The sequence below is a fragment of the Enterococcus sp. AZ179 genome (assembly GCF_050498885.1).
Lineage (GTDB): Bacteria > Bacillota > Bacilli > Lactobacillales > Enterococcaceae > Enterococcus_D > Enterococcus_D entomosocium.
In genome coordinates this window covers 2,003,704-2,029,699 of sequence record NZ_JBMHEO010000001.1, presented here as the reverse complement: position 1 = coordinate 2,029,699, position 25,996 = coordinate 2,003,704, and the positions used below count along the sequence as shown (strand labels likewise).

General features: G+C 42.0%; 23 protein-coding genes. 8 read left to right on the top strand and 15 right to left on the bottom strand.

The features are described 5' to 3' along the window. Nucleotides 1–671: 671 nt before the first annotated feature. A complete protein-coding gene (locus tag IGI88_RS09550; RefSeq protein ID WP_005227564.1) occupies nucleotides 672–860 on the top strand; it encodes a hypothetical protein in 189 nt (62 codons plus the stop codon). 413 nt (nucleotides 861–1,273) lie between these two features. Here IGI88_RS09550 and IGI88_RS09545 read toward each other — a convergent pair whose 3' ends face one another. Continuing rightward, on the bottom strand, nucleotides 1,274–2,200 hold the full coding sequence (locus IGI88_RS09545; protein WP_008377949.1) for a LacI family DNA-binding transcriptional regulator: 927 nt from the start codon (nucleotides 2,198–2,200) through the stop codon (nucleotides 1,274–1,276). Between the two features lie 226 nt (nucleotides 2,201–2,426). Continuing rightward, entirely contained in the window at nucleotides 2,427–3,434 is a 1,008-nt protein-coding gene (locus IGI88_RS09540; protein ID WP_420658053.1) for an AraC family transcriptional regulator, read from the bottom strand. Nucleotides 3,435–3,608: 174 nt separating this feature from the next. Here IGI88_RS09540 and IGI88_RS09535 point away from each other — a divergent pair, with 174 nt between their 5' ends. Both IGI88_RS09535 and IGI88_RS09530 read left to right on the top strand, forming a co-directional pair. Then, nucleotides 3,609–5,945, top strand: a complete 2,337-nt coding sequence (locus IGI88_RS09535) for an alpha-L-rhamnosidase (protein WP_420658052.1) — start codon at nucleotides 3,609–3,611, stop codon at nucleotides 5,943–5,945. Next, nucleotides 5,938–7,152 (top strand): MFS transporter, encoded by a 1,215-nt coding sequence (locus tag IGI88_RS09530; protein ID WP_016611311.1) that lies wholly within the window; start codon nucleotides 5,938–5,940, stop codon nucleotides 7,150–7,152. The genes IGI88_RS09535 and IGI88_RS09530 overlap by 8 nt, the downstream gene beginning before the upstream one ends. Before the next feature lie 78 nt (nucleotides 7,153–7,230). On the opposite strand, the gene IGI88_RS09525 is transcribed toward IGI88_RS09530, so the two are convergent. From IGI88_RS09525 to IGI88_RS09510, 4 genes are all read right to left on the bottom strand, one after another. Then, a complete protein-coding gene (locus IGI88_RS09525) occupies nucleotides 7,231–9,588 on the bottom strand; it encodes an HAD-IC family P-type ATPase (RefSeq protein ID WP_429960384.1) in 2,358 nt (785 codons plus the stop codon). A 366-nt stretch (nucleotides 9,589–9,954) separates the two neighbouring features. Beyond that, nucleotides 9,955–10,686 (bottom strand): class I SAM-dependent methyltransferase, encoded by a 732-nt coding sequence (locus tag IGI88_RS09520; RefSeq protein ID WP_176285388.1) that lies wholly within the window; start codon nucleotides 10,684–10,686, stop codon nucleotides 9,955–9,957. Between the two features lie 274 nt (nucleotides 10,687–10,960). Continuing rightward, the gene (locus IGI88_RS09515) at nucleotides 10,961–11,473 is read right to left on the bottom strand and encodes a ClbS/DfsB family four-helix bundle protein (protein WP_005232023.1); all 513 of its coding nucleotides are present in this window, start codon (nucleotides 11,471–11,473) and stop codon (nucleotides 10,961–10,963) included. 27 nt (nucleotides 11,474–11,500) lie between these two features. Next, nucleotides 11,501–11,917: an effector binding domain-containing protein gene (locus tag IGI88_RS09510; RefSeq protein WP_016611315.1), complete on the bottom strand. Its 417-nt coding sequence runs from the start codon at nucleotides 11,915–11,917 to the stop codon at nucleotides 11,501–11,503. Nucleotides 11,918–12,010: 93 nt separating this feature from the next. Here IGI88_RS09510 and IGI88_RS09505 point away from each other — a divergent pair, with 93 nt between their 5' ends. The 3 genes from IGI88_RS09505 to IGI88_RS09495 all read left to right on the top strand — a co-directional run bounded on the left by IGI88_RS09505 (nucleotide 12,011) and on the right by IGI88_RS09495 (nucleotide 14,038). Beyond that, a complete protein-coding gene (locus IGI88_RS09505) occupies nucleotides 12,011–12,919 on the top strand; it encodes a helix-turn-helix transcriptional regulator (protein WP_429960383.1) in 909 nt (302 codons plus the stop codon). Continuing rightward, complete coding sequence (locus IGI88_RS09500; RefSeq protein ID WP_429960382.1) at nucleotides 12,909–13,478, top strand: helicase; 570 nt, start codon at nucleotides 12,909–12,911, stop codon at nucleotides 13,476–13,478. Before IGI88_RS09505 ends, IGI88_RS09500 begins: the two co-directional genes overlap by 11 nt. Before the next feature lie 98 nt (nucleotides 13,479–13,576). Continuing rightward, the gene (locus tag IGI88_RS09495) at nucleotides 13,577–14,038 is read left to right on the top strand and encodes a GNAT family N-acetyltransferase (RefSeq protein WP_429960381.1); all 462 of its coding nucleotides are present in this window, start codon (nucleotides 13,577–13,579) and stop codon (nucleotides 14,036–14,038) included. Between the two features lie 122 nt (nucleotides 14,039–14,160). On the opposite strand, the gene IGI88_RS09490 is transcribed toward IGI88_RS09495, so the two are convergent. Both IGI88_RS09490 and IGI88_RS09485 read right to left on the bottom strand, forming a co-directional pair. Further along, nucleotides 14,161–15,003 (bottom strand): class I SAM-dependent methyltransferase, encoded by an 843-nt coding sequence (locus IGI88_RS09490; RefSeq protein WP_429960380.1) that lies wholly within the window; start codon nucleotides 15,001–15,003, stop codon nucleotides 14,161–14,163. 497 nt (nucleotides 15,004–15,500) lie between these two features. Next, on the bottom strand, nucleotides 15,501–15,638 hold the full coding sequence (locus IGI88_RS09485) for a hypothetical protein (RefSeq protein ID WP_254907477.1): 138 nt from the start codon (nucleotides 15,636–15,638) through the stop codon (nucleotides 15,501–15,503). A 382-nt stretch (nucleotides 15,639–16,020) separates the two neighbouring features. Between IGI88_RS09485 and IGI88_RS09480 the strand changes: the two genes are divergently transcribed. Next, nucleotides 16,021–16,512, top strand: coding sequence for a PH domain-containing protein (locus IGI88_RS09480; protein ID WP_429960379.1), 492 nt, complete (start codon nucleotides 16,021–16,023; stop codon nucleotides 16,510–16,512). Beyond that, a complete protein-coding gene (locus tag IGI88_RS09475) occupies nucleotides 16,502–17,971 on the top strand; it encodes a PH domain-containing protein (RefSeq protein ID WP_429960378.1) in 1,470 nt (489 codons plus the stop codon). The genes IGI88_RS09480 and IGI88_RS09475 overlap by 11 nt, the downstream gene beginning before the upstream one ends. A gap of 112 nt (nucleotides 17,972–18,083) precedes the next feature. Here IGI88_RS09475 and IGI88_RS09470 read toward each other — a convergent pair whose 3' ends face one another. From IGI88_RS09470 to IGI88_RS09440, 7 genes are all read right to left on the bottom strand, one after another. Continuing rightward, nucleotides 18,084–19,046: a transketolase family protein gene (locus IGI88_RS09470; RefSeq protein ID WP_086299100.1), complete on the bottom strand. Its 963-nt coding sequence runs from the start codon at nucleotides 19,044–19,046 to the stop codon at nucleotides 18,084–18,086. A gap of 3 nt (nucleotides 19,047–19,049) precedes the next feature. Continuing rightward, a complete protein-coding gene (locus IGI88_RS09465) occupies nucleotides 19,050–19,907 on the bottom strand; it encodes a transketolase (protein ID WP_005232060.1) in 858 nt (285 codons plus the stop codon). A gap of 22 nt (nucleotides 19,908–19,929) precedes the next feature. Further along, on the bottom strand, nucleotides 19,930–21,294 hold the full coding sequence (locus IGI88_RS09460; RefSeq protein ID WP_086299099.1) for a PTS ascorbate transporter subunit IIC: 1,365 nt from the start codon (nucleotides 21,292–21,294) through the stop codon (nucleotides 19,930–19,932). Nucleotides 21,295–21,310: 16 nt separating this feature from the next. Continuing rightward, entirely contained in the window at nucleotides 21,311–21,592 is a 282-nt protein-coding gene (locus IGI88_RS09455) for a PTS sugar transporter subunit IIB (RefSeq protein WP_429960377.1), read from the bottom strand. Then, on the bottom strand, nucleotides 21,589–23,628 hold the full coding sequence (locus tag IGI88_RS09450) for a BglG family transcription antiterminator (RefSeq protein ID WP_429960376.1): 2,040 nt from the start codon (nucleotides 23,626–23,628) through the stop codon (nucleotides 21,589–21,591). Before IGI88_RS09450 ends, IGI88_RS09455 begins: the two co-directional genes overlap by 4 nt. A 363-nt stretch (nucleotides 23,629–23,991) precedes the next feature. Then, a complete protein-coding gene (locus tag IGI88_RS09445) occupies nucleotides 23,992–25,254 on the bottom strand; it encodes a PTS sugar transporter subunit IIC (RefSeq protein WP_429960375.1) in 1,263 nt (420 codons plus the stop codon). A 14-nt stretch (nucleotides 25,255–25,268) separates the two neighbouring features. Continuing rightward, a complete protein-coding gene (locus tag IGI88_RS09440) occupies nucleotides 25,269–25,994 on the bottom strand; it encodes a glucosamine-6-phosphate deaminase (RefSeq protein ID WP_139960420.1) in 726 nt (241 codons plus the stop codon). Nucleotides 25,995–25,996 lie beyond the last annotated feature (2 nt).

Genomic DNA, 25,996 nt, shown 5'->3' with positions numbered 1-25,996 from the left:
GCAAGCTTCCTTTTATATCCTTTTCTGAAAGGAGCCCTTCACAAGAGAACCTGCTGGCAACTACTTTCTCGTTAAATTCCCAATGTCACTGACACAAAAAAGGAAGTCCCGCGTTCGGGACTTCCTAACGTTCTTTTCTCTTCAAATACTATTTCACGCATAGCTGCGAGATGCTGGATCACGCGTCCTTTCTCCGAATACCTCGGTCGGTAGGCATTTTGATCCATTGTTCTGGTGGACGCTTTCTGATTTTTTTTGGTGCAAACATCAGTTGAATAGTTCTTTTGACAAAGTTATTTCGGTATACGTTTTCCATAACTTCCACGCCCTTTTCAATTGATTTAGGAAGCGATGACGTCGATCCTTCTTCCTATTTTTATTATAAGCCCCAATCCGGTACAAAACAAACAATTCAGCTGCTGTTTTCTCCCATTCGTTTAGATGAAATCTGTGATTGCTGCTAAAAAAAGAGGCATATATTCTTGAATAAAGTTCAATAAGCCACCGCATATTTATTGAAAAAAATAATGAAAAATTGCAGAAAAAGATCGAAACTACTCGAGACAAACGCCAAAGGGCTATGTTTTTGAATGAAAAATCGTTTCACTTTACTTTTTCTTAAATTTTAATTATTATTCTTTTGAAATAAGAATAATGAAGGAGATAAAAACATGGAAAAATACCAAGTGTTCCCTGGTCAAAACTATCAGGCAAATGTTATTGGCTTTACCGGTTTACAAGAAGTTAGTGTGATTCATGTTTACGAAAATACTGCAACTGTTCTAATCAAAGAAACAGCTGAAACAGGTGTTGCTAAGCTATGTAATTTTCTAGTTGGTGCCACACAATTAGTTAGTTGATCCTCTTTTATTAACCAAAACATGAGGAGCCATTTGCCATCCAACATGTTGTAGGAAAACGATTTGAAAGTAGTCCTTTGTGAGCTTGCTCTTTTCCTATTCATCAATTACAGCAGTATTTTTATTTATCTACTCAATATCTCTCTACTTTATATATAAATAGTGTTAGAATGAACAAAAGGAAACGTATCAGGCTTCCCCCAAGAGAATCTTCCCCAAGTACTCTTGTCTGATACGTTTCCTATTTTTGTGGCGAAAAAGCCACAGACCAATGGTAGCCCTTTACTCTGTGAAAAGCAAGCATTCAAAATTGATTTTTTCTTCATTTTTTTATTTTATCTCCTCAAATTCCCTTTAAAAATCAGGCAAAAACACACCTCTCGTAATAAGGTGTGTTCTTTTTATGACAATGATTATTCACGAATAATAAGTTCATAAGGCAGAATGATCTGTTCTTGTTTTCTTTCTTGAAACAAGCGAAAGGCTTCTTTGCCGCACTGATTCAGATGAAACTCAACGGAAGAAAAATGCAGCATTTGACTGATAAGCAGGTTTTCTTGCCCAATCACGATGGGTGCTGTCCCGTGGGAGTATTGATTCAAAATCATTGCTGCGATTTCGTCTCCATTTGTGATCACCCCATCGATTCCTCGTTCTTTAAAAAAGGCTGCTGCGGAAATCCCGTCTTGGGCTTTGATACAATCCCAATAAATATCGGCTTCCGAAAAAGCAGGAAACAGCTCCTTGGCTTTTGCGATGGTATTGACTGAATTGCAGCTAAGACGTTTGCTGCGCCCGAGCGTCAGTCCCAAACGTTTTACGCCTTGTTCTTTTAAATAATTGATACTAGCTGTCACAGAGCCGACCAAGTCGATCGCAACGAAAGGAACAGCAGTACCGGTCGAATTTTCACAAAAAACGATCGGTCCTTTTTCCATGTAGGGATAAAACGTCTCGATATGATTTGCGCGGGTAATGACGATCAATCCGTCAAACCCTTTTGCAGCGAATTCTTCTAGATATTCTAGTTCCAATTTCCGATCAAAATTGGTCGGCAATAACGTCACTTTGTATTTTTTAGCAAAGGCTTCTTCCATAATGCCATTTAGAATCCCATCAAAAAAGGCGTGATTGACAAACGGCACGATGACCCCAATATTATAGGTTTTCCCCGAGCTGAGCTTTTGGGCGATCTTATTCGGTTTGTAATCCAGTTCTTCCATCACCGCCAAAATCGCTGCTCGCTTTTGCTCATCGACATAAGGATGGCCATTGATCACACGAGAGACTGTCGTGATCGAAAAACCAGTGATTTTTGCTATATCGCGTATCGTTGCCATTTCCTTCATTCCTATCTGTTTGTTTTACGATTGACCTAAGTCTACCATAGAAAATTTACTGATTCACTTTCGACAAATTTTCTGAAAAGGTCCCTTGGTTGATTGTACGGTATGAAACGAGTTTCATAGCAAGACTATTGCCCACATTATTTTTTCTTTAACTACTACATAGCATACGAAAAAACTGCTCAACATCTCTAGAAGAGCAGTTCTCTTTGATAAGCGCTCAATTCATTTCTCTAAACTGCTTTGGCGAACAACCCGTTACTTTAAAAAAATAGCGATAAAAATTACTCAAATCGCCATAACCGACGAGTTCAGCAATTTCTTGGATGGGTAAGTTGGTTTGTTTTAAATAGACTTTGGCTTTGCTGATTTTCATTTCCAATATCAATTGTGAAAAAGTTTTACCAGTTTTATGTTTTAGAATACGTGCAATTTGTCGCTGGCTATAGTTGAACTTCTTAGATAAGTCGGCAATTGATACTTCTGCAAAATGATTCTGCAAATATTGAAGCATATCGATTATTTCTGACTCCTCTCCTGCTTCAGTATCTAGGCTGACTTGATTGGTTTGAAACCCTCTTAAAAGCTTGATAAAAAAGGTATCGAGAATGTTCTTCAGCATTCTTTGTGAATAGCCATCCGTTTTGTTGATCTCTTCTGTCATTAATAGAATGTCGTCCGTCAGCCCTGCTGTGGGGAGTGTATGAAAATAAAGAAATCGCTTGCTGTTTTCATAAAGCGCATTCAGGAAGAAGTGCGACAAAATATCTTTATCCTCTAATAACCCAAAGAAAGAAGCGTTGAAGGTGCTTTTGCGAATTAAAATATTGACTGCTTCCAAGCCATCTGAAAATCCACTGATTGCGTGGATCGTCCGTGGTGCAATTACTACAATGTCCCCTTCCTTCAATTCATAGGTCTGATTTTCAAAAAAATTATAACATCTACCTTTTACCACATAGATCATCTCGAAAAATTCATGTGCATGATAATTTGCTGGTAGATAGCGAATGTGTTTGATCACTTGAATGTCAGCATTTTCTTCGATCAAGTAGTGCTCCGAGAGTTCTGGTCTGAATTCCGCGAAAATTTGTTCTAGGATCAGTCGTTTGCTAGAAGCTAAATTTTTGGGAATGACTTTGTCATGAAACGGTACCTGGAGTTCTAATTCTGGGCAAGCCAAATAAACCTCTTTTAATGCTTTTTCAAGAATCGTTAGTGTCGCCATTGTGAAATCCTCCAATGTCTTTTTTTACTAATCGGGTTGGCAATAATAGCTAAGACACAAAAAAGAATAGCGCTTACAATTTAGGTATCAAAAACTTAGTAGTAATACTAACAAGCCATTAAAAGAATTGCAAGCTTCATTTAGGGCAAATTTTGAAAGAAAGAAGGACCGTTTATGACAAAAAATTGGCAAGCGACTTGGATCGAACCGCAGCAAGAGCCAACTCGAAAAGAACCACCATTCAGTTTGGCGGATATGTTTTCAGGAAAAAAAGTTGTGCAGGATCCCCCCGAAGAAAGGTTACTCCCACCACATTATTTGAAAAAAATATTCACTATTGAAAACAAGTCTATCAAACAAGCATCCCTTACGATGACGGCACACGGCATCTATCAAGCAAAAATCAATGGACAAGCGGTGTCAGAAGCATTATTTGCGCCAGATTATACCTCTTACACGCAGTATCTTCAATATCAGACCTACGATGTGACTCACTTGTTAAAAGAAAAAAATGTTTGGTCGGTAACGTTAGCTGATGGCTGGTACGCCGGCAGGGTCAGTGTCAGTGGCGGCAGTGCTCAATTCGGTGATCGACTAGGTATCTTAGGAGAAATCGAAATCCACTATACCGACGGTACGCATGAAATCATTGTGACCGACGAAGATTTTTTTAGCAGCCACGGCAAATACGTCTACAGTGATCTTTTCATTGGTGAAAAACAAGACTTACGTTTAGAAAAGGAAAACTGGGAAACCGATTTTGACCTAACTGGATTTACGAAAGTGTCAAAAGCAGATTATGGCTTCGACCATTTGACTCCTCAAAGAGGACCGCAAGTCAAACGCCAAGAAAAGCTTGCAGCAAAGGGTATTTGGTGGGAAAAAGACGCAGTGATCGTAGACTTCGGCCAAGTGATCGCAGGTCGCGTCCAGTTACAGATTCCATTGGCTGATGGACAGGAAATCACCATTGAGCATAGCGAAGTGCTCGATCGGGAGGGTCATTTTTTCAATAATATCGTTGGTAGAAACAAAGACCAAAAAGATGTGTTTATTGGCAATGGCCGTGAAGCCTGGCTAGAGCCTGACTTTACCTTTCACGGATTTCGCTACATCAAAATTGACGGGCTTGACGTCCTGCCAGATAAACAGTCTGTTTGGGCATACGCCATTTACTCTGATATGAAAACAACCGGCTCTTTTACTACATCCAATCCAAAAGTAAATCAGCTGATCGAAAATATTCAATGGAGTCAAAAAGGGAATATGCTATCGATTCCGACAGATTGTCCACAACGGGAACGGGTCGGCTGGACAGGTGACATTCAAGTGTTCGGTCCAACAGCAACATTCTTTATGGATGTTTATGACTTCTTAGGGCGGTGGCTAGACAATGTCCGCTTGGAGCAACAAGCAGATGGACAAATCGTCGACTATACCCCTGCCCCCCGAGATTATTTTGAAGGAGAGTCACTTACTGGTTCTTTGTCTTCTGCTGGTTGGGGCGACGCAATCGTTTTACTTCCTTGGACATTGTATCAACGGTACGGCAAGTTAGAGATTTTAGTCGAAAATTATCAAGCCATGAAGCGCTGGCTCTCCTTTAGTCGAAAAAGCGCCGCTGGGGACAAGACGGATGACAAACAGTATTTATGGGATACAAAGTTTCATTTTGGTGACTGGATGTTTCCTAGCTTCATGATCGGTGAGGACGCTAAAGGTCCGATGGAAACAGCATTCGTCACGAAAGACCTTTTCGGTACGGCTTTTCTAGCACATTCATCTCAACTTTTTGCTCAAATCAGCCAGCTACTGGATGAAGAGGAAGAAAATTGGAGTGATTTTAGTAATAAAGTAAAAGCAGCTTTTCAGAAATATTACTGGCGCGATGATCACCTTACCGCTGATTTTCAAGGAAGCTATGTGATCGCACTGGCGTTTGATCTTTTAGACGAAACAGCGTCAAAAGCTGCAGCAGCAAGGCTAACCGAGCTGATTATTGCAAACAATTATTGCTTAGACACTGGCTTTTTATCCATCCCTTATCTCCTTGACGTTCTTTGTGATTATGGCTATCAAGAATTGGCACTGAAGCTCTTACTACAAGAGGAATGTCCTTCTTGGCTTTACGAAGTCAATCATGGGGCAACCACGATTTGGGAGTCATGGGCATCGATTCAACCTGATGGTACAGTCTGTGATTTTTCTTTCAACCACTATGCATTTGGTTGTGTTGGGGATTGGCTAGTGAGACGTTTGGCAGGATTGCAAGTAACAGAACCCGGTTTTACTTCTTTTACAATTTCACCGCTTGAGCAAACCGCGATCTCAAGCTATCACTTGAATTATACAACGGCATACGGTGACATTGAAATCGAACGGAGCAATGACCAATTCCATTTAAGTGTGCCACAAAATACGAAAGCAATCTTCCAATATGGAGAGACCTCAAAAGTTTTAACATCTGGAAAACATCATTTAACGATTAAAGGAGAGAAAATATATGAGTAAATTGAGGTTAAAAATCGGCATCATTAGTCTGAGTTTTATGAGTATGAGTGCCTTAGTTGTGACTAATGCTTACAGTGCCATTATTGCTGATTTTCCTAATGAGCCGATTGCAAAGATCCAAATGATCGGTACGATCCCTAGTTTAGGATCTTTGATTACCACATTATTCGTAGGAGTATTAGCGATGAAATGCCCCAAAAAAATCTTAGCTCTCTTCGGAATCCTTTTAACAGCTATTGGGGGATTAGTCCCTATCTTCTTTCATTCAAGCATCAATCTCCTATTGGGGTTTGCGCTTATTTTGGGCATTGGGATTGGGTTTATGAATACACTCAGTCCTATGTTGCTCTCAGAGTACTTTGAAGGAGAAGAACGAGCCGGCTTAATGGGTATCGGAACAGCAATTACTTCGTTAGGCTCCGTTGTAATGATGCTGGGTGGCGGTTTGTTAGGTGCCTCAAATTGGCAAAATACCTACTATATTTTTCTAATAACGATCCTGGTTTTCTTATTGTTACTAGTGAATCTGCCTATGGATAAAATTCCCAAACAAACTGCAACTGACAAAAAGAACCAGTCAACCTCAGCCCCCATTGATGTTTTAAAATCAATGAGTAAACTGATTTTTGTTATTGCAGGACTCGCATTCTTCATGTCATTTATTTACACAATTTATCCAAGTAATCTCTCTATTTTGATCAACCATAAAGAAATTGGCGGTACAAGTACGACTGGATTAGTCAATGCAATTGGAACAGTCGGTGGGTTCATTGCCGGCTTCAGTTTGAAATACATCAATCGCGTGACAAAAGATAAAACACTTGCATTAGGATTTCTATCGTTAGCTTTGACGTTTCTGATCAGCCGTTTTTCTTCAACGGTACTGACCATGTCGATCGGTGCTATTCTCTCAGGATTTGCTATGGCTATGGTTATGGCTACCATTCCTTACTATATCTCATTGAAAGCAAGGCCTTTTGAGATTGCAATTGCTATGTCCGTGTTCCAATTTTTGAACTCACTGGGCGGTATTTTCTCGCCTATCATCCTAAGTTGGTTAACGATTAATCCGGGTGAACAAGCCTTCTTATTCGGTGGAATTGCTTGCGTGATCCTCAGTCTGATCATCTTAGTAACCAATATCGGCAAACGCGCATTGAATCAAGCTCCCCTAGACAAGGATTCCCTTTCACAAGTACAGTCTTAATCATATGATTGCTTAAAGCTCCTTTTGCTAAAAAATAAGCCTGAAATGATGGATAACACTCATTTCAGGCTTATTCTATTAGTTTTGCACTTTCTGCAGTGCTCGTTTCTTCGTATACCTTCGCATCAGTAACTCGATTCCCTTATCCGCAAAGCGTTGCATATAGGCGGAAAAATTCAACAAGGCAATCAAGAGAATGAGGTTGAGATAGCTGGTATTGCCTAGGTTAAAGAGGTCACGACCGACGATCAAGGCAGCAAAGTACAAGATCTGGGTGCTGAAAAAAATCATCGTTCGATAGCTGTTGATCGCTGGATAGACTTTTTTCTGGATCAAGCGATAGTTCCAAGCGGTAAAAATAATGCTCATGATCGATAGAGCTTTGCTGCTACTGTTGAACCAATAGCCAAAGTTGATGATCAGCAGAGTTCCTACCGTAATCGTCAATGCTGTTGGAAAAGCATTTTTGAAAATCGTTGTCATAAAGTCCCCTTTGATCCGATTGAAGTCTGGTTCAAAGTTTAAAAAGAAGGTCGGAATGCCGACAAAGCAGGCATTGATGATCGTTAATTGGATCGGCTCAAAAGGATATGTCGTTCCTGATAACAACGTCCCCATAGTAATCATGATGGAGAATAAGACTTGCACTAGCACCAATGAACCTGAGCGAGTAATGTTATTGATTACTCGGCGGCCTTCATCCATGACCGATGGCAAAGCATCGAATTGATTTTCCAAAAGCACCAAATTTGATACTTGACGCGCAGCATCGACACCGGAAGCCATCGCGATGGAGCAGTCGGCTTCTTTCAGCGCCAAAACATCGTTGACGCCATCGCCAGTCATCGCGACAGTATGCCCTTGTTCTTTCAAGAAGAGTACCATTTCTTTCTTTTGTTGCGGCGTCACTCGACCAAAAATCTGATAGTTGCTGACAGCTTCTTTTAATTCGGCTGCAGTTAATTTTGATACATCGATAAAATCAGCAGCCCCTGGTAGATTGACTTTTTTCGCGATTTGACTGACTGTCACTGGATCATCGCCAGAGATGATCTTGCATTGGATTGCTTGTGAACGAAAATACTCTAAGGTCTCTTTGGCATCTTCACGAATCGTGTCTGACAGTAAATAAAATCCTAACGGTTCAATATCCGTCGGCAGTCCTGCCTCCTCATAGCCTTGCGCACTGTGCGCCAAAACGATCACTCGGTAGCCTTCTTCTGCCAGCTGTCTTTCCTGTTTTAAGACAGTTTCATGGTTGGTTCCCAGTAAAATCGACGCAGCTCCGATGAAATAAGTGCCTTGCCCTTCAAACGTGACGCAACTGAATTTGCGGTCAGATGAAAAGGGGACGACTTGCTGCATCTGGTACGTCGTTTTTTCTGAAAAAAAGGTTCGTAGCGCCATTGCCGTTGGGTTCTGATCGGGTAGCTGCGCCATTAAGTTGCCGGTGATTTCTGCCAACGGTGTTTCCGATTGAAAGGAAATCGTCTTTTCCACCGTCATCTTGCCTTCGGTGATCGTGCCGGTTTTGTCTAAGCAAAGAACATCGACCCGTGCCAAAGCATCAATGCAGTTCAATTCCTGCACCATCACTTTTTTGCGCGCCAGGTAGACGGCACTGATGGTCAATGTGACACTGGTCAATAAAAACAAACCTTCGGGGAACATCCCTACAGCTGCCGCCACCGTCCGTAAGATGGCGGTGTTGAAAGCCGCATGAGAGAAATAGAACTGTTTGACAAACAAGAGGGTACATAACGGTACCAAAATCAAGCTGATCCAACGAATGATTTTATTCAAACTGCCTTGGATCAAGTATTTTTGTCGTTTGATGGTCTTGGCTTCTTTGTTGATTTTTGCGATATAGTTATCAGCGCCTACGTGGATCACTTGGCACAACGCTTCACCAGCAGTGATAAAACTGCCAGAAAACAACTCGTCTGCCGGCTGTTTGTGGATCGTATCCATTTCACCAGTCAGCAAGGATTCATTGACTTCTAAAGATCCTTGAATGACTTTGGCATCCGTCGGCACTTGATCCCCGCTTTTCAGTCGTAACACATCATCCATTACGAGTTTGTGGATCGGCAAATTCTCCAGCTTACCATCCCGATAAACATCGGCTTTGGCAACTTTTAGCAGTGCCAGCTTATCTAGCGTTCGTTTGGAACGAACTTCTTGAAAGAGATTGATGATCACATTGCTGAAGACAACAAAGACGAACAAACCGTTTTGATAAGAACCCGTCAAACAGACGAGAAAGAATAGGACACAGTTGATTAAATTGAAAAAGGTAAAGATATTGGTAAACAGGATTTTCGGGTACGTATTCGTCGTATCCTTTTTTGTCTTATTGACTTGACCGCGCTGCACCCGCGCCTTGACTTCCCCTGACGTTAAGCCAATGGTTTGGTTGTTTTCGATGATCCTCACCCTTTCTAATCATAGTCATTTACTTTTCGTTTGCTGAATATTCAGCAAACGTGCATCGGACTAGGTAATGGTTTTGCGTTTTTTCTATAAAACCAATTGGCGGCGATTGCGTAAGTTACGCCATCATCTATCGGCTTTTTTCCGTAAAAAAACAAGTACTGTCTAAAATATAGCATACCCTTTTAAGTAATGGCGTTTCATTTTTGTCACCTTCGCGTCACTTTAGGAATTAAAATAACAGTTTATTTTGTTAACTCACCCCACTACACATCAAGCGATCACAGGCTTCATCGGTTGTTTCTTACGATGACACAAAACAAAAAAACAGCTGATCTTCACAGATCAACTGTTTAACAATTCTTTAAGTCAGCTTTTTCTAGCAGCTATTAGCAGCATCATCGGTCGGCGCATTTCGTCTTTCATTCCCGGTACTTCCAGTAATTCTTCTGGCGGCTGCGGCTCAATCACTTTTTCTAAAATGAAGCCGTTTTGCAATAAGGTCATTAAATAGGTTGTCAGGGTACGATGGTATTTGGTCACCGTTTCACCTAAAAATTGCGCTTCCCGCTTGCCTTCATAATAGTAATGATCGACTGGGAAATGCTGGATTTCCCCCTGCCTATCATACTGCCAATCTTGCGATCCTTCCGCAGTATAAACCGGATGCTCCACCGAAAATACGAGTACACCACCAGGTTTCAGACAGACCGATATGCTTTTGATCAATGTTTCGAACGTTGCCACATAGTGAAACGCCAATGAACTTAAAACAACGTCTATTGTGGCTGGAGGAAGTGTCACTTCTTCCATTGCGACACATTGATACGTTATTTTCGGATCAGGGTTCCTTTTCTTGGCCTCCTCAAGCATCCGTTGAGAAATGTCAGTTCCTAGTACTGCTGCCGCTCCATGGTCTACAGCATATTGGCAATGCCATCCATACCCACAACCTAGATCAAGCACCTGCTTCTTTTTAAAATCCGGCAACATTTGTTTTAGCGTCTGCCATTCTCCAGCTCCTTGCAGGCCTTTTTGTGAACGAGTCATTTCACTGTATTTAGTAAAAAACGTTTGGTCATCATATTTGTTTTCTTTCATCATTTGTTCCTCCCATGTAAATCGTTTTTTGCTGGTCTTGATCTACATGGGCTTAGGCAATTTTTTGGGAAATAATGCCACCACACATCAGCTTTTTCCTCCTTGCTCTGATTAACGCCATCATAGCACGATTTTCAGTCTCTCACAATTGATAGCAAGTCGCTGGCGCTTCTTTGCCATTGTTTCTCAATAAACCGTTTTTTTATGTACAGCAAAAAATCACACTATGAAAAGGGTGTGATTTTCCTGTTCGATTCATTCATTTCTCTATTGATCAATGCAGTGCTTCCTTTTTCCATTTTCGGATTTTCGTTCGGAAATTGGTAAAGGGTGCTACTGTATTGATATGGATCCATTTATAGACTGGCCACTGTGCTTTGGTGGTTGCCCAATCCCGTTGCCCTGCTTCAAACAATTCCTGATCGGATAAGCCCTCGATCCACTGGCAAAGGGCCGTCACTTTTTGGTCTAAGAGCTCTTGCTGCTGTGCTAAGGTCAAACTGCCATATGTCTGATAAAAGGATTGATACAATCCGCCAAGGTTGTTCCATTTATACCCTTCAGCAGGTGTGTGAACGCTCATCCCTTGTTGTTCCTGTGCTTCCCATGACAATAACAAACTGACCCAGCCGATTTGGTAAGACAAGTTTTCTGAAGGCGTCTTATCGACCCCAGCTGTTCGCTGATTTCGTAACGCTTCGGGAATTTCAACAAATTCTTGGCGAAATTTTTGGTAACGTTCTGTGATCTCTTGGATCAAGTCTGCTTTGCTTTCGTACTGTCTCATTGACTGTCCTCCTATTCAGGAAAATGGTTACTCTTTGTCGCTTTCTTCAATGGCGATAAAAATCGTTACTTCGCCGTCTGGCGCATACTGTTCGAAATCAAAGGAATACCTGCGCTGCAACTGCTGGTTTTCTTCCTCTGACCAGACTTGACGCCAAGTAGTCAGAATGCCCTGCGCATCGCGCCGATCGACCGGATACTTTTTCCAAGTATATTTTTCTGTGTCAAAGTCTGCTTGCTCCGTTTCTTCGAAACAAAGCGAAACGGCATAGTCTCCTTGATAGTTTGACTCATACTCGTGGTAAACGCAAGCGATGACCGTTCCTTTTTCTGCGGCTTTCTTGACCGCCTCGCTGTTTTTCTCCCATAAGCCAATGATTTTTGCTTGAATCGCTGGATCAGTAAAATTATTGGTTCTTTCCGTTGCCATTATCGAAAATTTCATTGGAGTTCCTCCTTCTTTGTCTTTATGATACGATAGAAACCTAGACACCTTCTGTCAGTGTTTTATCATCTTTTTATAAAAGGAGTAAATCAATTGAGCACGACACGCCTGTTCGGCCTTATCTACCACCTGTTGAATCATGAAAAAGCAACCACTTCTGAATTAGCTAAACAATTTGAAGTCTCGACTCGCACCATCACCAGAGATATCAATACCCTAAGCAGTATTGGCGTACCCATCTATACCGAAACGGGTCGAAATGGCGGCGTCTATTTGTTAAGCAGTTTTGTGTTGGATAAAGTGTTATTATCAGAGGAAGAACGGAAAAACCTGCTTTTGGCGTTGAAAGGGATTCGCCAGCTGACGCCACAGATCAGCGGAGAATCATTGGCAAAACTGCAATCCTTATTCCAGCAAAACGATGCAGACTGGCTAGAAGTTGATTTTTCCACTTGGCATCGGCGAGAAAACGGCAACGACACGTTTGATTTATTAAAAAAGAGTATTTTAACGAACCACGTGATCACCTTTGACTATATCAGTAAACAGGGACCGCAAAAACGCGTCTGTCAGCCTTACAAACTGCTTTTTCGTTCGCAAGCATGGTATCTGCAAGCCTTCGACCAGCAAAAGAATGCCTTTCGGACATTTAAAATCAGCCGTATGAGTCAGGTCCGCGTCACTGAACAGCATTTTTTTCCGGTCACTGCGCCTAATTCTGCCATTGAATTGACTGTTGACACCTATCCCGCTCGTCTATTCTTTCAAGCCGACGTTCTTTATCGGGTATATGATGAGTTCGATCATCAGGATATTACTTTGACGGAGGAAGGCACTGCTGTGGTTACCGTTGATTTACCCGAGGAAAGCTGGGTGGTGCCCTATTTGTTCTCTTTTGGAAAAAGCCTACGCATTTTAAGTCCCCCTCGACTAAAGAATCGTTACCAAGAAGAAGTTGCTGCGATTTATGCCAATTTGACTGAGAACGAGGGTGCGAACTGATTTTTCAAGAAATGGATCCCTATTGAAAGGAGTGTTTGATTTGAAAGAAGTGATCGTAGACTATGGCGGGGTTTCGCTAGCCCGCCTTTGCCAGCAGTTGGAAGAACAGCAGATTCACTTAAACGCGTATGCCAACCAGCTCTTGCGCCATCCCCACCTCTCCCTCAGTGCCGATAAACAGCGTACTACTTGTGTGATTGTTTCCCTTAAAGAACTGGGACTCACACAAGGTGGGGCTTTGACGGAGATTTTTGCAGCTGCATTTTCTTACGGATTGACCGATTGTACCTTGGAAATGGCCTTACATTTTCGCCTCAGCTATCGTCAACTGGCAAATAGTACCGGACTGAAATCCCACGGAAAAGCGCCAGCTGCTGCAATCACGATCGCTTCTATGCCACTGGAAAAAGCCGACGATTTCCCCAAAGGATTCTACATTCGCCGCATCGATGGTTGTGACTGGTTGCGAGGCTATACTTGCGATGCACGCCACCAATTTTCCCCGGATGACCTATTTTTGTTTAAACGACGAGACCCGTTGTCAGAGACCTTCATCTGAAGGGGAAACAAATAGTTACCAATCAAACGTCCCCATTTCCCCTTACTACAATCATTCTGCAGGATAGGGAGGACCCAAAAGGACGAAAGGAGAAACAGATGAACTTAATCCCAATGAAAGACAGCGACTATGCTGCCTACTTAGCCAATGCTGTTTTAGAATACGCCAATGACAAAGTCCAAGCGGGCACATGGACCAAAGACGAGGCCCTCACCCTCGCCAAAGAGAGTTTTGCTTCTTTGCTTCCTCAAGGGACTGCCACTGAAAACAATCACTTGTTTTCTTTATTTGCAGCTGATTTTAGTGAACCGATCGGGGTGATTTGGATCAACACAGCTGCCCAGAAAGCCTTCATCTATGACTTTATCATCGAGGAAGACCAACGAGGAAAAGGCTATGGCACCAAAGCGTTACAAGCTTTGGAAAAGTGGGCGATCCAGCAAGGCATCACTGAGATCGGCTTGCACGTTTTTGCCCATAATCAATCTGCGTATCAGCTATACAAAAAAATGGGCTATTTGGAAACAGATATTACGATGGTTCGACGTTTCGCTGAATGAGTGGTGTTGAATAGTCCCGAGCATTAGTACGAAAAAATTGATCAATCAGTTCCGAGCCAAACAAAAAGAAACGACGAAAAATCGTCGTTTCTTTTTGTTTCTATTTACAGAAAACTACTCTTTCAGATAGGGAATGGTTTTTTCAGTAGCATCGCTATTGTCGAGCCTTCTTCGCTATAAGGACTACCTTTGACATCACCGAATATCTCACAAATATCAAAACCGGCAGCCCTAGCTTCTTTTATCAATGCATCTTTTGCAAAATAGGTCGTCCATAAATAATAATTTGTGGTCTCACCTTCTGCTAAAATCGTTGTTTGCTCTAGCAATACGTGATCAGGATATTTCCATCGTTGATTTAGCACAAGATGGGGCTCCCCCCGCCAAAAACCTTCTGATTCGTGACTTTCCCAGGTCTGCTCTTCATTAAGCGTTAAAAACTGTGTAATCGTAAATACATCGAACAAAAATCTGCCACCCGGTTTTAGATGCGCCAGCACATTTTTTAGTAGTAGTTTGCGTTCCTCTGGATTTAAGGCACCATAGTCGCAATAAATCAAGGTAATAAAATCAAATTGCTGAGGCAATGCCATCTCCAAATAGTTATCAAATAGATAGGTAATATTTAGTTCCCGCTTATTCGCAGAATCTCTCGCATAGGCAAGGGATCTTCTGGAGTAATCAACGCCTGTCACTTCATAGCCCAGCGCTGCAAATTTTTCCGCGTAGATCCCTGGTCCGCAGCCGATATCAAGAAGTTGCGTCTGTTTTTCTGGCGGAACAAGGCGACTGATCCATCGAACGGATTCGTCGATAAAGTCAACCTTTCTACTCGCTCCCTCAAAATCAGGATCCAAATGAGCCTTTAACATTTGCTTGGAAATATACGCATCGTCCCAAAACGCCTCTGCCATTTTTTTATAGAGCGGTGGCCGCTCGATTGCTTTTCTCAATTCTTGGTACATCTTCTTTTCCCCTTTCAAAATAATTGAAAAACAAAAAAGACCGCAGATTTCACTCTGCGGTCAACCTTCAAACGATGAAGATCAAAAAGCGAAGAGTAAAATAAAATCAATGATAGGCACTTCAAATAAAACTGCATGCAGTCAATTTTTTGCCTATGAAATTGATTTTATTTACTCTTTTCCAGTCCTACCCCTGTTAACGAAGGAATAACAGCAGATAGGCCGGAGCCATCACCTTTTTCTCTTGTTTTTCTGCTTTTAGTTTAGAAGGAGCCAGCCGATTTGTCAATGAGATTCGCCTGCTTTCCTTCGATAAAAGAAGTTCTTACTGCAATTCACACCTTGCCTAACAAAAAAACTGCATCAAACTACATCTCTGCTTACTGTCGCCTGCTGATTTTTTCAACAGGAAGCTGGATCTCAGTCAGCCATTCCTCTTCACTTTCTTTCTTCCAAATGCCATCAATATAGCTTTCACGAAAAGGCCCTGTGATTCGTTAGCCGTTGTTTTCAACAAACTGAATAACTGCAGCATAGGCTCCATTATGGACCATACAAACTGCTTCCGGCACTTCTTCTATCTGCTTGAAGGCCAAATCACTATCTTGGGATGTATAAGAAACAGCCCCCCTCACTTTATCTCCACCAATCCTATTGGTCAAAAATAGTACGACCAGCGGTATTCCAATACCAAAAAGGTCAGTTGATCATTTGTTTTGCGTCCATTGATTTCTTTTGACAGCCCAGCAACCTCAATCATTTTCTACAGAAATCGCCCCATTCTACTAAAGCATACTGGCTCCTCTTGAGGGAGAGTCAATAGCAGATTCGCTTTTTTCATGACGAACAAACTCATTCTCATTGGTTAGCTAAACGTGGCTTTTTCTTTTTTTACCTATTCGCAACAATATTTAAATCACAATTAACTATTTTTAATTCCTGACCTTGTTTTTTTCTTCTATCTCCACTATATTTGTGGGTAACCCTATTTATTTCTATGTAGAGAGGATGTTTCCCTTGAATTATCCCTTATTAAATGAACAAATGCCTCAGACCATCATTCGTGTTTGGCGGTTGCGAAGGATTACGTCACTGATTATTTTCAGCCTGATTTTCGCTGCTTCTTTTTGGTTTCTAGCCACGCAAAACTGGCTGCATTTCTGGGTGATCACCCTTTGGTCAAGCTTATTGGCGCTGACTTTGATCAGCCATCTGCTTTCTTTTGTGCTGATGAGCTACCGTTACAAATTCCATCGCTACGAGATCCAAGAAAATGATATCGCCATTCAACACGGCTATCTATTCCGCAGCACCACGTATATTCCGATCCCCCGAATCCAGCATATCGAAACAGACCAAGGGATCTTTTTGCGAAAATACTCCTTAGTCTCCTTACAGATCCATACGGCTGCCACCAACCACACCATTGAAGGCCTACCAGTGGCGCAAGCCGAACGCTTGCGAGAAACCATTATGACTTTAGTCGAGGTGGTCAAAGATGATCTATGAAAAACAACGACTGCCGTTGCTGTGTATCGGTCTTTATTGGTTCAAAAATTGCAAAAATTTTCTGGTACTAGCGTTTCTGCTTGTATTCAAATTATTCAACGACGCCCCTTCTTTGCCAATGATTCTGGGAGGCATTCTGCTATTTTTACTGGTCTGTTTGATTTTTGCGGTACTGTCATACACCCGCTTTACCTTTCAAATCGATCAAACGAGTGTGCTAGTCAACAAAGGACTCTTTATCCAAAAACAAACGATTTTGCCGTTTGAACGCATCCAAACCATTCAAGAGAATCATTACTTTTATTTACGTCCGTTTAAACTAGCTGAAGTGAAATTGGAAAGCGCCGCAAGTTCGAGTGGCGAAGCCGAAATTCTTTTCCCAGCGTTGCCGCTGGTTCTCATTGCCTCCATCGAAGCGTCAAAAAAAGCAGCTGCGACACCACAAGAGCCGACTGCCCAAGCAGCTAGTGGAGAAGAACCAACCAATAATTACGCTACTGTTTTTTCGGGTGAGGAAACAGCAAATCCGCCGTTAGAAACATTCACTTTGAAATTCAAGGAGATTTTCTTGTTTTCTATCACTGATTTTTCTGTTTTCACCTTGGCTCTAGTCATCGGCTACAACGTGATCGACAACATTCCCAATCTCTTTGCCTATGCATCGGATTTGCAGCAACTCGGCCTTTTATTTGGTGCTGCGCTTTTGCTGGGGCTGTTAATTTTGTTTTTCTTTCTTGCGATTGCTAGAAATATTTTCCGCTATTATGGCTTTACGGTGGAAACGAACCAACAACAGCTGCTGATCACGCAAGGCTTGTTTTCTAAACGACACCAAACGATACCCCTCGCTAGGATCCAAGGGCTAAGTGTCGAACAAAATCTTTATCGCCGAATCTTTCATCTAAGCTCCGTCAAGTTACTGCTGGCTGCTGGCAGTTCTTCAGAAAGCGATGATACGGTCTATCTGTTCCCCATTTTGAAAGAGGCGCAGCTGACCGAAACATTGGCCCGCTTTTTACCTGAATGGTCGTTTCAACAAACCGCTCTAGTGAAAAATCCGCGACCCAACTTTTGGTACTTTTGCCGTTGGCCACTGCTTATCGGGCTGCTTGTTGTAGGAATCTCCGCCTTCTTTTTCTGGTGGTTAGCGCTGATTTTCTTCGTGTTCTTTGGCTCCTTCGTGTTATCAAGCATCTGGCGGGGCAAAATACAAGGGTATCAATTTTTAGATAACCATGTATTGTTGTGTCAAACGATTCGCGGCTTAACAAAGGTGACCGCTTATCTGAAGAAAAATAAAATCCAAGATTTCACCGTCACCACGACGTATTGGCAGCACAAAAAAGGTCTGGGCAAGTCACAGTTGACCATCAAAACCGAAGATACCTTCACCGAAAGTAAGCTTTTCTACTTCCCATTAACCGAAGCAGAAAAGTTACGGCGCTGGTTTTTGTCGTAGTTCATAAAAAAACGTCAAACAGCAGAACTGACGCGTTGTTTGACGTTTTTTGCAAGTCCTGAAATAAATGAGAAGGAAGCACCAACCATTGATTCGTTGATGCTTCCTTTTTCTATTCCCTGACCTTCCCCTCAACTATTTGCTGCTTGATTGAAGCAGCATCTAAGCCATATTCTTTTTGCAGGAAATCGGGTGTGCCGACTTGGCCAAATCGTTCGTTGACACCAATACGTTTTAAGGGAACAGCACTGCCAGTTTCAGCAAGCACTTCGGCGACGGCACTCCCTAGTCCACCGGTGATAGAATGATTTTCGATGGTGATGACTTGCCGTTTTCCCTGAACTTCGCGGATGATCAATTCTTTATCGATCGGTTTGATGGTGAACATGTCGATCACTTCGCAGCTGATTCCTATTTCTGCTAATTCTTCTGCCACTTGCAGTGTTTCAGAAACCAGTTGGCCACTGGCAATCAACAACAGTTCATCGCCTGGTCTTAAAACATTGCCTTTTCCTAGTTCAAAGGTCGAGCCTTTTTCATAAATCGTCGGAACCGCTTTCCGATTGCCTCGTACGTAATGAATGCCTGATAATTGGCTAAAAGTTTTTATGATCCACGCCATTTGGACTTCATCCGCTGCATCGCAGACGATCGATTGGGGAATCATTCGCATCAAAGCCACATCTTCCCATGTCGTATGGGTGCCGCCGTTGTGTCCGACTGCAAACCCCGGATCAGAACCGTAAATATTGATCGTATTGCCGCCATAGCCGCCAGAAATAAACAGCTGATCGAATACCCGGCGCGTTGCAAATGGCCCAAAAGTGTGGATAAAAGGTGTATAGCCAGTTAAACTCAAGCCAGCAGCGACGCCAACCATATTGGCTTCCGCGATCCCCATGTTGATAAAGCGTTGGGGATGTTTGTTGGCAATCGCTGTCCAGCCGCTGGCAGAGCCAAGGTCGGCATCCAACGCAACTAGCTGGTTATTTTCATCCATGAGTTCCACCAATGTGTCAACGACACATGTTCGCAGCTCTTTACCAGCAGCAGTGGTTTTGCTTAATGTAAACATGCCTTAGCGTCCTCCTTCGATTTTTATCGTCAATTCTTTGATTGCCGCTTCTGCCGCTTGATTGATTTCATCCGTGGTAAACTTCACGGAGTGATTGGCATCTAATTCTTCAAAGAAAGGAATGCCTTGTCCTTTCACGCTGTCCAAGACAATGCAAACCGCTTGGTCTTCGATCGCTTTGCAGCGCTCGATTGCCTCATCAATGGCTTGCATGTCTGCTCCTGGAACTTTTTCTGTATAAAAGCCAAATGCAGTCATCTTCTGCTGGATGTCAAAGGGATCAAGAATGTCTTTGGTTGGCCCATCTAGCTGTTTTTTATTGTCATCAATAATGACGATACAGTGATTCAGTTTGAAGTGGGCAATGTATTGGAAGGCTTCCCAGCACTGTCCTTCATTTAGTTCGCCGTCCCCGACGATCAAATAAACAAAATTGTCCTTCCCTGCCAAGCGCAGACCCGTCGCGATCCCGGCAGCCATTGAAGTCCCCTGCCCCAGTGAACCTGTGGTGGCATCAACCCCCGGCGTTTTCCAGCGATCCGGATGGGAAGGCAGTCTCGTGCCGCCCTCATTGATCGTCCATAACCACGACCGATCAAAATAGCCCGTATTTGCTAATGCGCTGTACAGTGCGGCGCCAGCATGTCCTTTTGATAAAACGAGTCGGTCACGATCCGCCCACTGTGGATCTTGTGGATTGACCCGCAGCTGTTTGCCGTACAAAACGGCTAATAATTCAACAATTGAAAAGGAACCGCCCAGATGGCCTTGCCCCATTTTCTTGATGCTGCAAAGGGTATCTAAACGAATCTTTGCCGCTAATCTTTCGAGTTCGTGGTATTCTTGTTCACTGATTGCCACTATTTATCCCTCCATCCTCTATTTATTCAGAAACAGATTTTGCCCGGCTGTTTTTCTTGAAAATCGTCAATCCGATCAAGACCGCGACTACCGCAATTATCCCTGAGAAGATGGCGATTTGACCGCCCATATTGGCTAAGTTTCCTAGGAAGATCCCTGCAACTCCATAGTCGGTATCAGAGAAAGTTGATCCTTGGAACCCAAGATCCCCCATGACTGGCATCAACAAGATCGGCATGAAGCTGATAATGATCCCATGAATAAAGGAACCAATCACGGCGCCTCGCACACCACCCGTTGCATTGCCGTAAACACCTGCTGTTGCGCCACAGAAGAAATGGGGCACGACACCTGGAATAATAACGGTTGTTCCTGTGAAGACCATGATGATCAAACTAACGATCCCACCGACAAAGCTGGTTAGAAAACCAATCAGAACAGCATTTGGCGCATAAGGAAAGACGATCGGGCAATCCAATGCAGGAATCGCATTAGGAACAAGCTTTTCGGAAATCCCTTTAAAGGCTGGTACGATTTCTGCCAAAATCAGACGGACACCAGCTAAAATCACAAAGACACCAGCGGCAAACGAACCAGCTTGCTGCAACGAATAAATGATCGAGTTCGTGCCATTGCTAAGATTTTCTGTAATAAATTCACTCCCAGCAAAAATTGCTACGATCACGTATACAATAGCCATCGTAATCGTGATACTAACAGTAGAGTCCCGCAAGAAAGACAGGCCTTTCGGAAAATTGATGTCTTCGGTAGATTTTTCCTTATTGCCGACGTATTTCCCAATCAACCCGCTCAATGCGTAGCCGAAGTTCCCCGTATGCCCCAATGCGACGGAATCATTTTTAGTAATTTCTCGAGTAAACGGTTGTGCGATCGCTGGGAAAATCGTGTTACAGATCCCTAACGCTAAGCCGCCAAATAAAACTAGATTAAAAGTATTCATTCCAGTAACGCTCAAAATCACCGCAATCATGCAAGCCATATACAACGTGGCATGCCCAGTCAAATAAATGTATTTAAAGCGAGTGATACGGGCAATCAAAATATTGAAGGCCATTCCGGCTAACATAATAAGTGCGGTATAGGTGCCGTATGTCGTCAACGCTAGCGCAACGATCGCTTCGTTATTAGGTACGACCCCTTGCATGTTAAAGGCTGCTTGGAACATCTCCCCAAATGGCGCCAGAGAGCTTTCGATCACCCCAGCCCCGGCAGTGACCACGAGAAACCCAACAAAGGTTTTGATGCCCCCTTTGACGATCGTGGCAATGTCTTTTTTCTGCAGCACATTCCCCAAAACGGCGATCAGCGCAACTAAGATCGCTGGGGTACTCGCGATATCAACAAGAATATCTAAAAATTCGTTCATGACTGTCTACTCCTTTTTATAGTAATCCTTTTTCCTGACAAACGGCTTGAACCTTTTGCTTCAATTCATCGAGATCGATAATACTGTCTAACACCACGATCTCACCTAGATGCTGCGCACTATCGGCTAAATCGCCACCAACAAAGAAAACATCCGCCATATTGGGTGCGGCACTTCCTAAATCATAATGGGACACTTCCACACCTGAGACACCCAATTCATTTAAAACAGAATTGATATTCATCTCCACCATAAAACTTGATCCTAATCCTGACCCACACACTGCTGCAAATTTCATTTTTCATCTTCTCCTTCTCTGATCACTTCAATTATTTGATCCGCATTGGTTGCGGAAAGTAACGCAGTTAGTTTTTCATTATTCGACAAAATTTTTGTTAAACTCGCTAACGCTTTTAGATGGAGCTCATTGTCAACCGCCGCCAAACATATAAACACTTGAATGGGGTGTTGCGGATCATCATTTAAAAGCACTGGCTCTTTGACTTTTAATAACGACATCCCGATCGCATTGACCCCATCTTCTGGACGCGCATGGGGCAAAGCGATGCCTTTTCCAATATGGATAAAAGGACCGTGATCTACCACTTTATTGATCATGGCGGTTATATACTGTTCCTCAATTTTATTGGTCTTTTTTAATGGCGCAGCAGCTTCTCGAATGGCTTCTTGCCAAGTCAGCGGCACCTCAGTAAATTGGATGGTTTCTGCTGTTAATAAATCTGATAACATCGGACGTTGGTCTTCCCTTCTATTCAATTCTCGATTGATTTTTCTTTGCAAAATTTTTCTCAGCTTTTGCTTACTGATGCCTGCTTTTAAATCAACATAGGGCAAAATCACTTCTAACACATCGTCAATGGAATGCAAACCAGTTTTTGAAGGAAAGAATGCCGCTTGTACGTTTCTAAGCAGTTCATCCTTCTCAATGGGCGTCATAATCGGATTGATCACATAACATGGTCGTTTGGTTTTGATCGGGGCACTGGAAAAAATCAGATCAATCTCGTCATTGAAACGAACATTTTCATACTCTTCGATCGAACGAGCCGGAAAAAAATGGATCTGGGGAAACAGTTCCTTTAATTCTGATTCCAAAATCAAGGATGAACTGATGCCGCTTGGGCAGACAACTAATGCATTCAATTGGAAGTAATCACGTTTGGCCTTTTGTTTACTGATTTCTCCACCAAACAAAATCGTAAAATAACCGATTTCTTCATCAGGGATCGTACCGACTAGGTCTTCTAAAGAACCCAGTGCTCGTCTCGTCAGTTCAAACAACTCATTGTATTGCAGCTTGATTTCTTCAATCAGTACATTCTCCAGTGGAAAACCGAAGCGGATTCGAAAATACGCCGGGACAAGATGATAGAATGTGTTCATCAAAAGGGTGCGATAGTCCACAAACTCGATAGCTGCCAGCCGTTCCATTTCATGAATGATCTTACTGGCACATTCCAATAAAAACTCTAATGAAGTATCTTCGATATCTCCTTGCAGAATCGTTTTCAACAGGATCGTTACATAAAGTTCTTCTGTTTTCCGATCTTTGATGGCAGGAAATTCTGCTAAAAACTGCTGACTAACTTGATGGACATGCAGCGACTGTAGCAGCGATGTTTCTGTCTCCGCTAAAGAAACAGCCGTTTCTGCCATCCGAAAGGATAAATAATTAAGAAAATAAAGCATTTCTTCGAAGCGGCTCGGTACGATCACCAGATTGAAGGCAGTCAATGTTGCGGACAAACGATCTCTTATTTGAATATATATCGTTTTATTCTGCTCATAGATTCCCTCAAATAAAAGCAAATTCCCATTTTTCGTATTGGATAACGCACTGACTTTTCGAAAAGCAAGAGCGCGAATCTGATATTCCTCTCCCTCTAGATAAAAGCCATATTTTCGAGAGTACAATAGTTGAATCTTGAAAGCTGCAAGTTCCTCTCTGATCCCCTTTAAGTCCTTCAAAATCGTATTTTTACTGACATAGAACAGCTCTTGAAACTGGTAGACGGATAAGTCTTTCACTGCTGAAAAAGTCAGAAGATAAATCATGGACCGCCGCTCTTCTTCCGAAAAAAACAACGTGTTCTTCTGGACATCGAAAAGAATTTCCGGCCATTTTCGCTGAATCAGCGAAGGAATCAAAACTTCTCCCTCATGCATCGTGATTCGTTGATTCAACCGCTGTTCAGTGATTTGATTGATCTTGGCAATCTCCGCCAGAAATTCCTCATCCCTCCACTTCGTCAACTGAAGAAACGCCTCAATATTTGGTTCTGAAAACAGATACGTCAATTTGAAATGAATCATATTTGCTACCCCCACCTAAACTATAGCTTGCACAAAATGAAATCGCCATCATTTCTCGGTACAACTGAAGCTCCGTTTTTTTAAAACGATGGACCGAAGAGGAGATTTCAAGGATTACCATAACATCCAATAAAGTATTCGAGAAGGTTTTATTGATAGAAGCAAATGATAAAAAATACAACATTAAAAAAAGCGAATCATTTACTGATTCGCTTAGATAATGATGCTATTTGTTGTTTTATTATTGAAACTATCAGAATCATGAAGGACAATCGTCTTTTTTCCAATATACTTTTTTAAAGTTATTTTCTAATACCTAAAAATACTTATCTTAATGAATGATGGAAAATAGGCTTCTTCTATCTACTCACTTATACTCACAGGAATCGTTGTTTCCGTTTCTTGCACCTCTGCGGTTTCATTTTTCACTTGCTGCTTTTCCAATATTTTGAAAAATGGCATATAAATAAAATATGAAATGAAAATCGATACAAAAGACCAAACGGCTGCTCCAATACTACCATTAGTAGCTAAATAAGGACCAATAATAGGAGGAATAGTCCATGGAACTTGAATAACAATCGGTCCTACTATACCAATATTCATTAAGATATACGTACCGATACATAGGACCATAGGCGTTGCTATAAACGGAATAAGCATTACAGGATTCATCACAATAGGCAAACCAAAAATAACCGGTTCATTGATACAAAAAATAGCTGACGGCAAAGATAATCGTCCAATCGACTTATACATCTTACTTCTGGAGTGGAGCATATTTAACACTAGACCGAGTGTTGCTCCAGTTCCGCCTAAACACATAAAGACAATCCAAAATCCATCGGCAAAAACATGAGGTACTTCTGCACCACTTTGAAAAGCTGCCGTATTATCAGCAAGATAACTTAGGAAAACAGGGGTCGCAATTCCAGACAAAACATTGTCTCCGTGGATTCCACATATCCATAGCAAACAAACGAGAAGTGTGTATAACAGCATGCCTGGGAGTGTTCCCATCCCTTGCATTAAAGGTTGGAAAACAATAGTAATGATTTCATTGATATCAACCCCTAATAAAGTTCTGACGATCCATATAACGGTCAGAATAAATGCCCCTGGGATTAACGTTGCAAAAGAAGTTGCTACAGTGGGCGGCACACCTTCTGGCATTTTTATTACAATGTTGTGAGTGACAAACCATTTAAAAGCATGAGTGACAAATACCCCAACAATGATCGCGGTAAACATACCACTAGCACCAAAATTAGCCAAATTTATCGTCCAGTCATCGTTTAATGTTGCTAGAAGAAAGCCGATAGTTGTGAGTATCGAATTAGAAATAGCATCAACACCAAACTCTTTTCCTAAATGATAGCCTATTCCAATTGCAGATATCAGTCCAAGGATTCCGAACGTAACATTGACTGGTGCATTCAACTGCGGCCCCCAATTTGACACAAAATCCATCCATGACTGTATTGGAAAGTTACCAATGATTAGGAAGATACTTCCAACAATAGTAAAAGGAATCGTCATGGAAATCCCATTTCTTATAGCAACTAAGTGTTTACTATTGCCTATTTTCAGCAATATAGGCAATACCTTGTTCTCAATGACCTGCATCTTTTTTCCTCCTTTTAGTTCACGACTTCCTTATCAACCACCAATACAGGATCTTTGTGCAACCATAGAGAAGTAACTGGACACTCTTTTGTAATCGTACCGCATAGAAATTGTTGTATCGCAGATTTCTTTTTTGCTCCACTAGCTTGTACGATCATTGTTCCAGATTGTAATAATTGTCCTATCCCTAACGTAATTCCTTTCGTACGATCAACTTTCTCGTCTGAAAAATATTTTTTCCCAACACTTTGGGTTGATTCGTCTAAGTTCACTATATGAGCTTTATCTTCGAAGGACGAACCAGGCTCATTAAAACCTAAGTGACCATTTACTCCAACCCCAAGCAAACTCAGTGTTAATCCTCCATTCTCCTCGATAAATTTATCAGCTTTTTTGCATTCCTCATTTAAATCATCGGCTAAAGGATCAAATGTGTGAAGTTGCTTTAGGTCAATAGGAACCCGATTGAATAAGTTTCTTTTTAAATAGGATAGACAACTGCCTTCATTTTTCGGATCGATTCCAACCCATTCATCTAGTTCAATAAACTTTGCCTGGGATAAATCTATTTCTTTGTTGATTGCTGCTTCTGCAATGATGTTAAGCGTTCCTACGGGTGTATCACCACCTGCAAAGCAATATAACCCATTTGGCTTTTCTTTTAAGACATCTAAAATGAGTTTTGCACAGATCTTACTGACTTCTTGGTAATTTGCCTCAACATAGTATTTTACTTTCATTG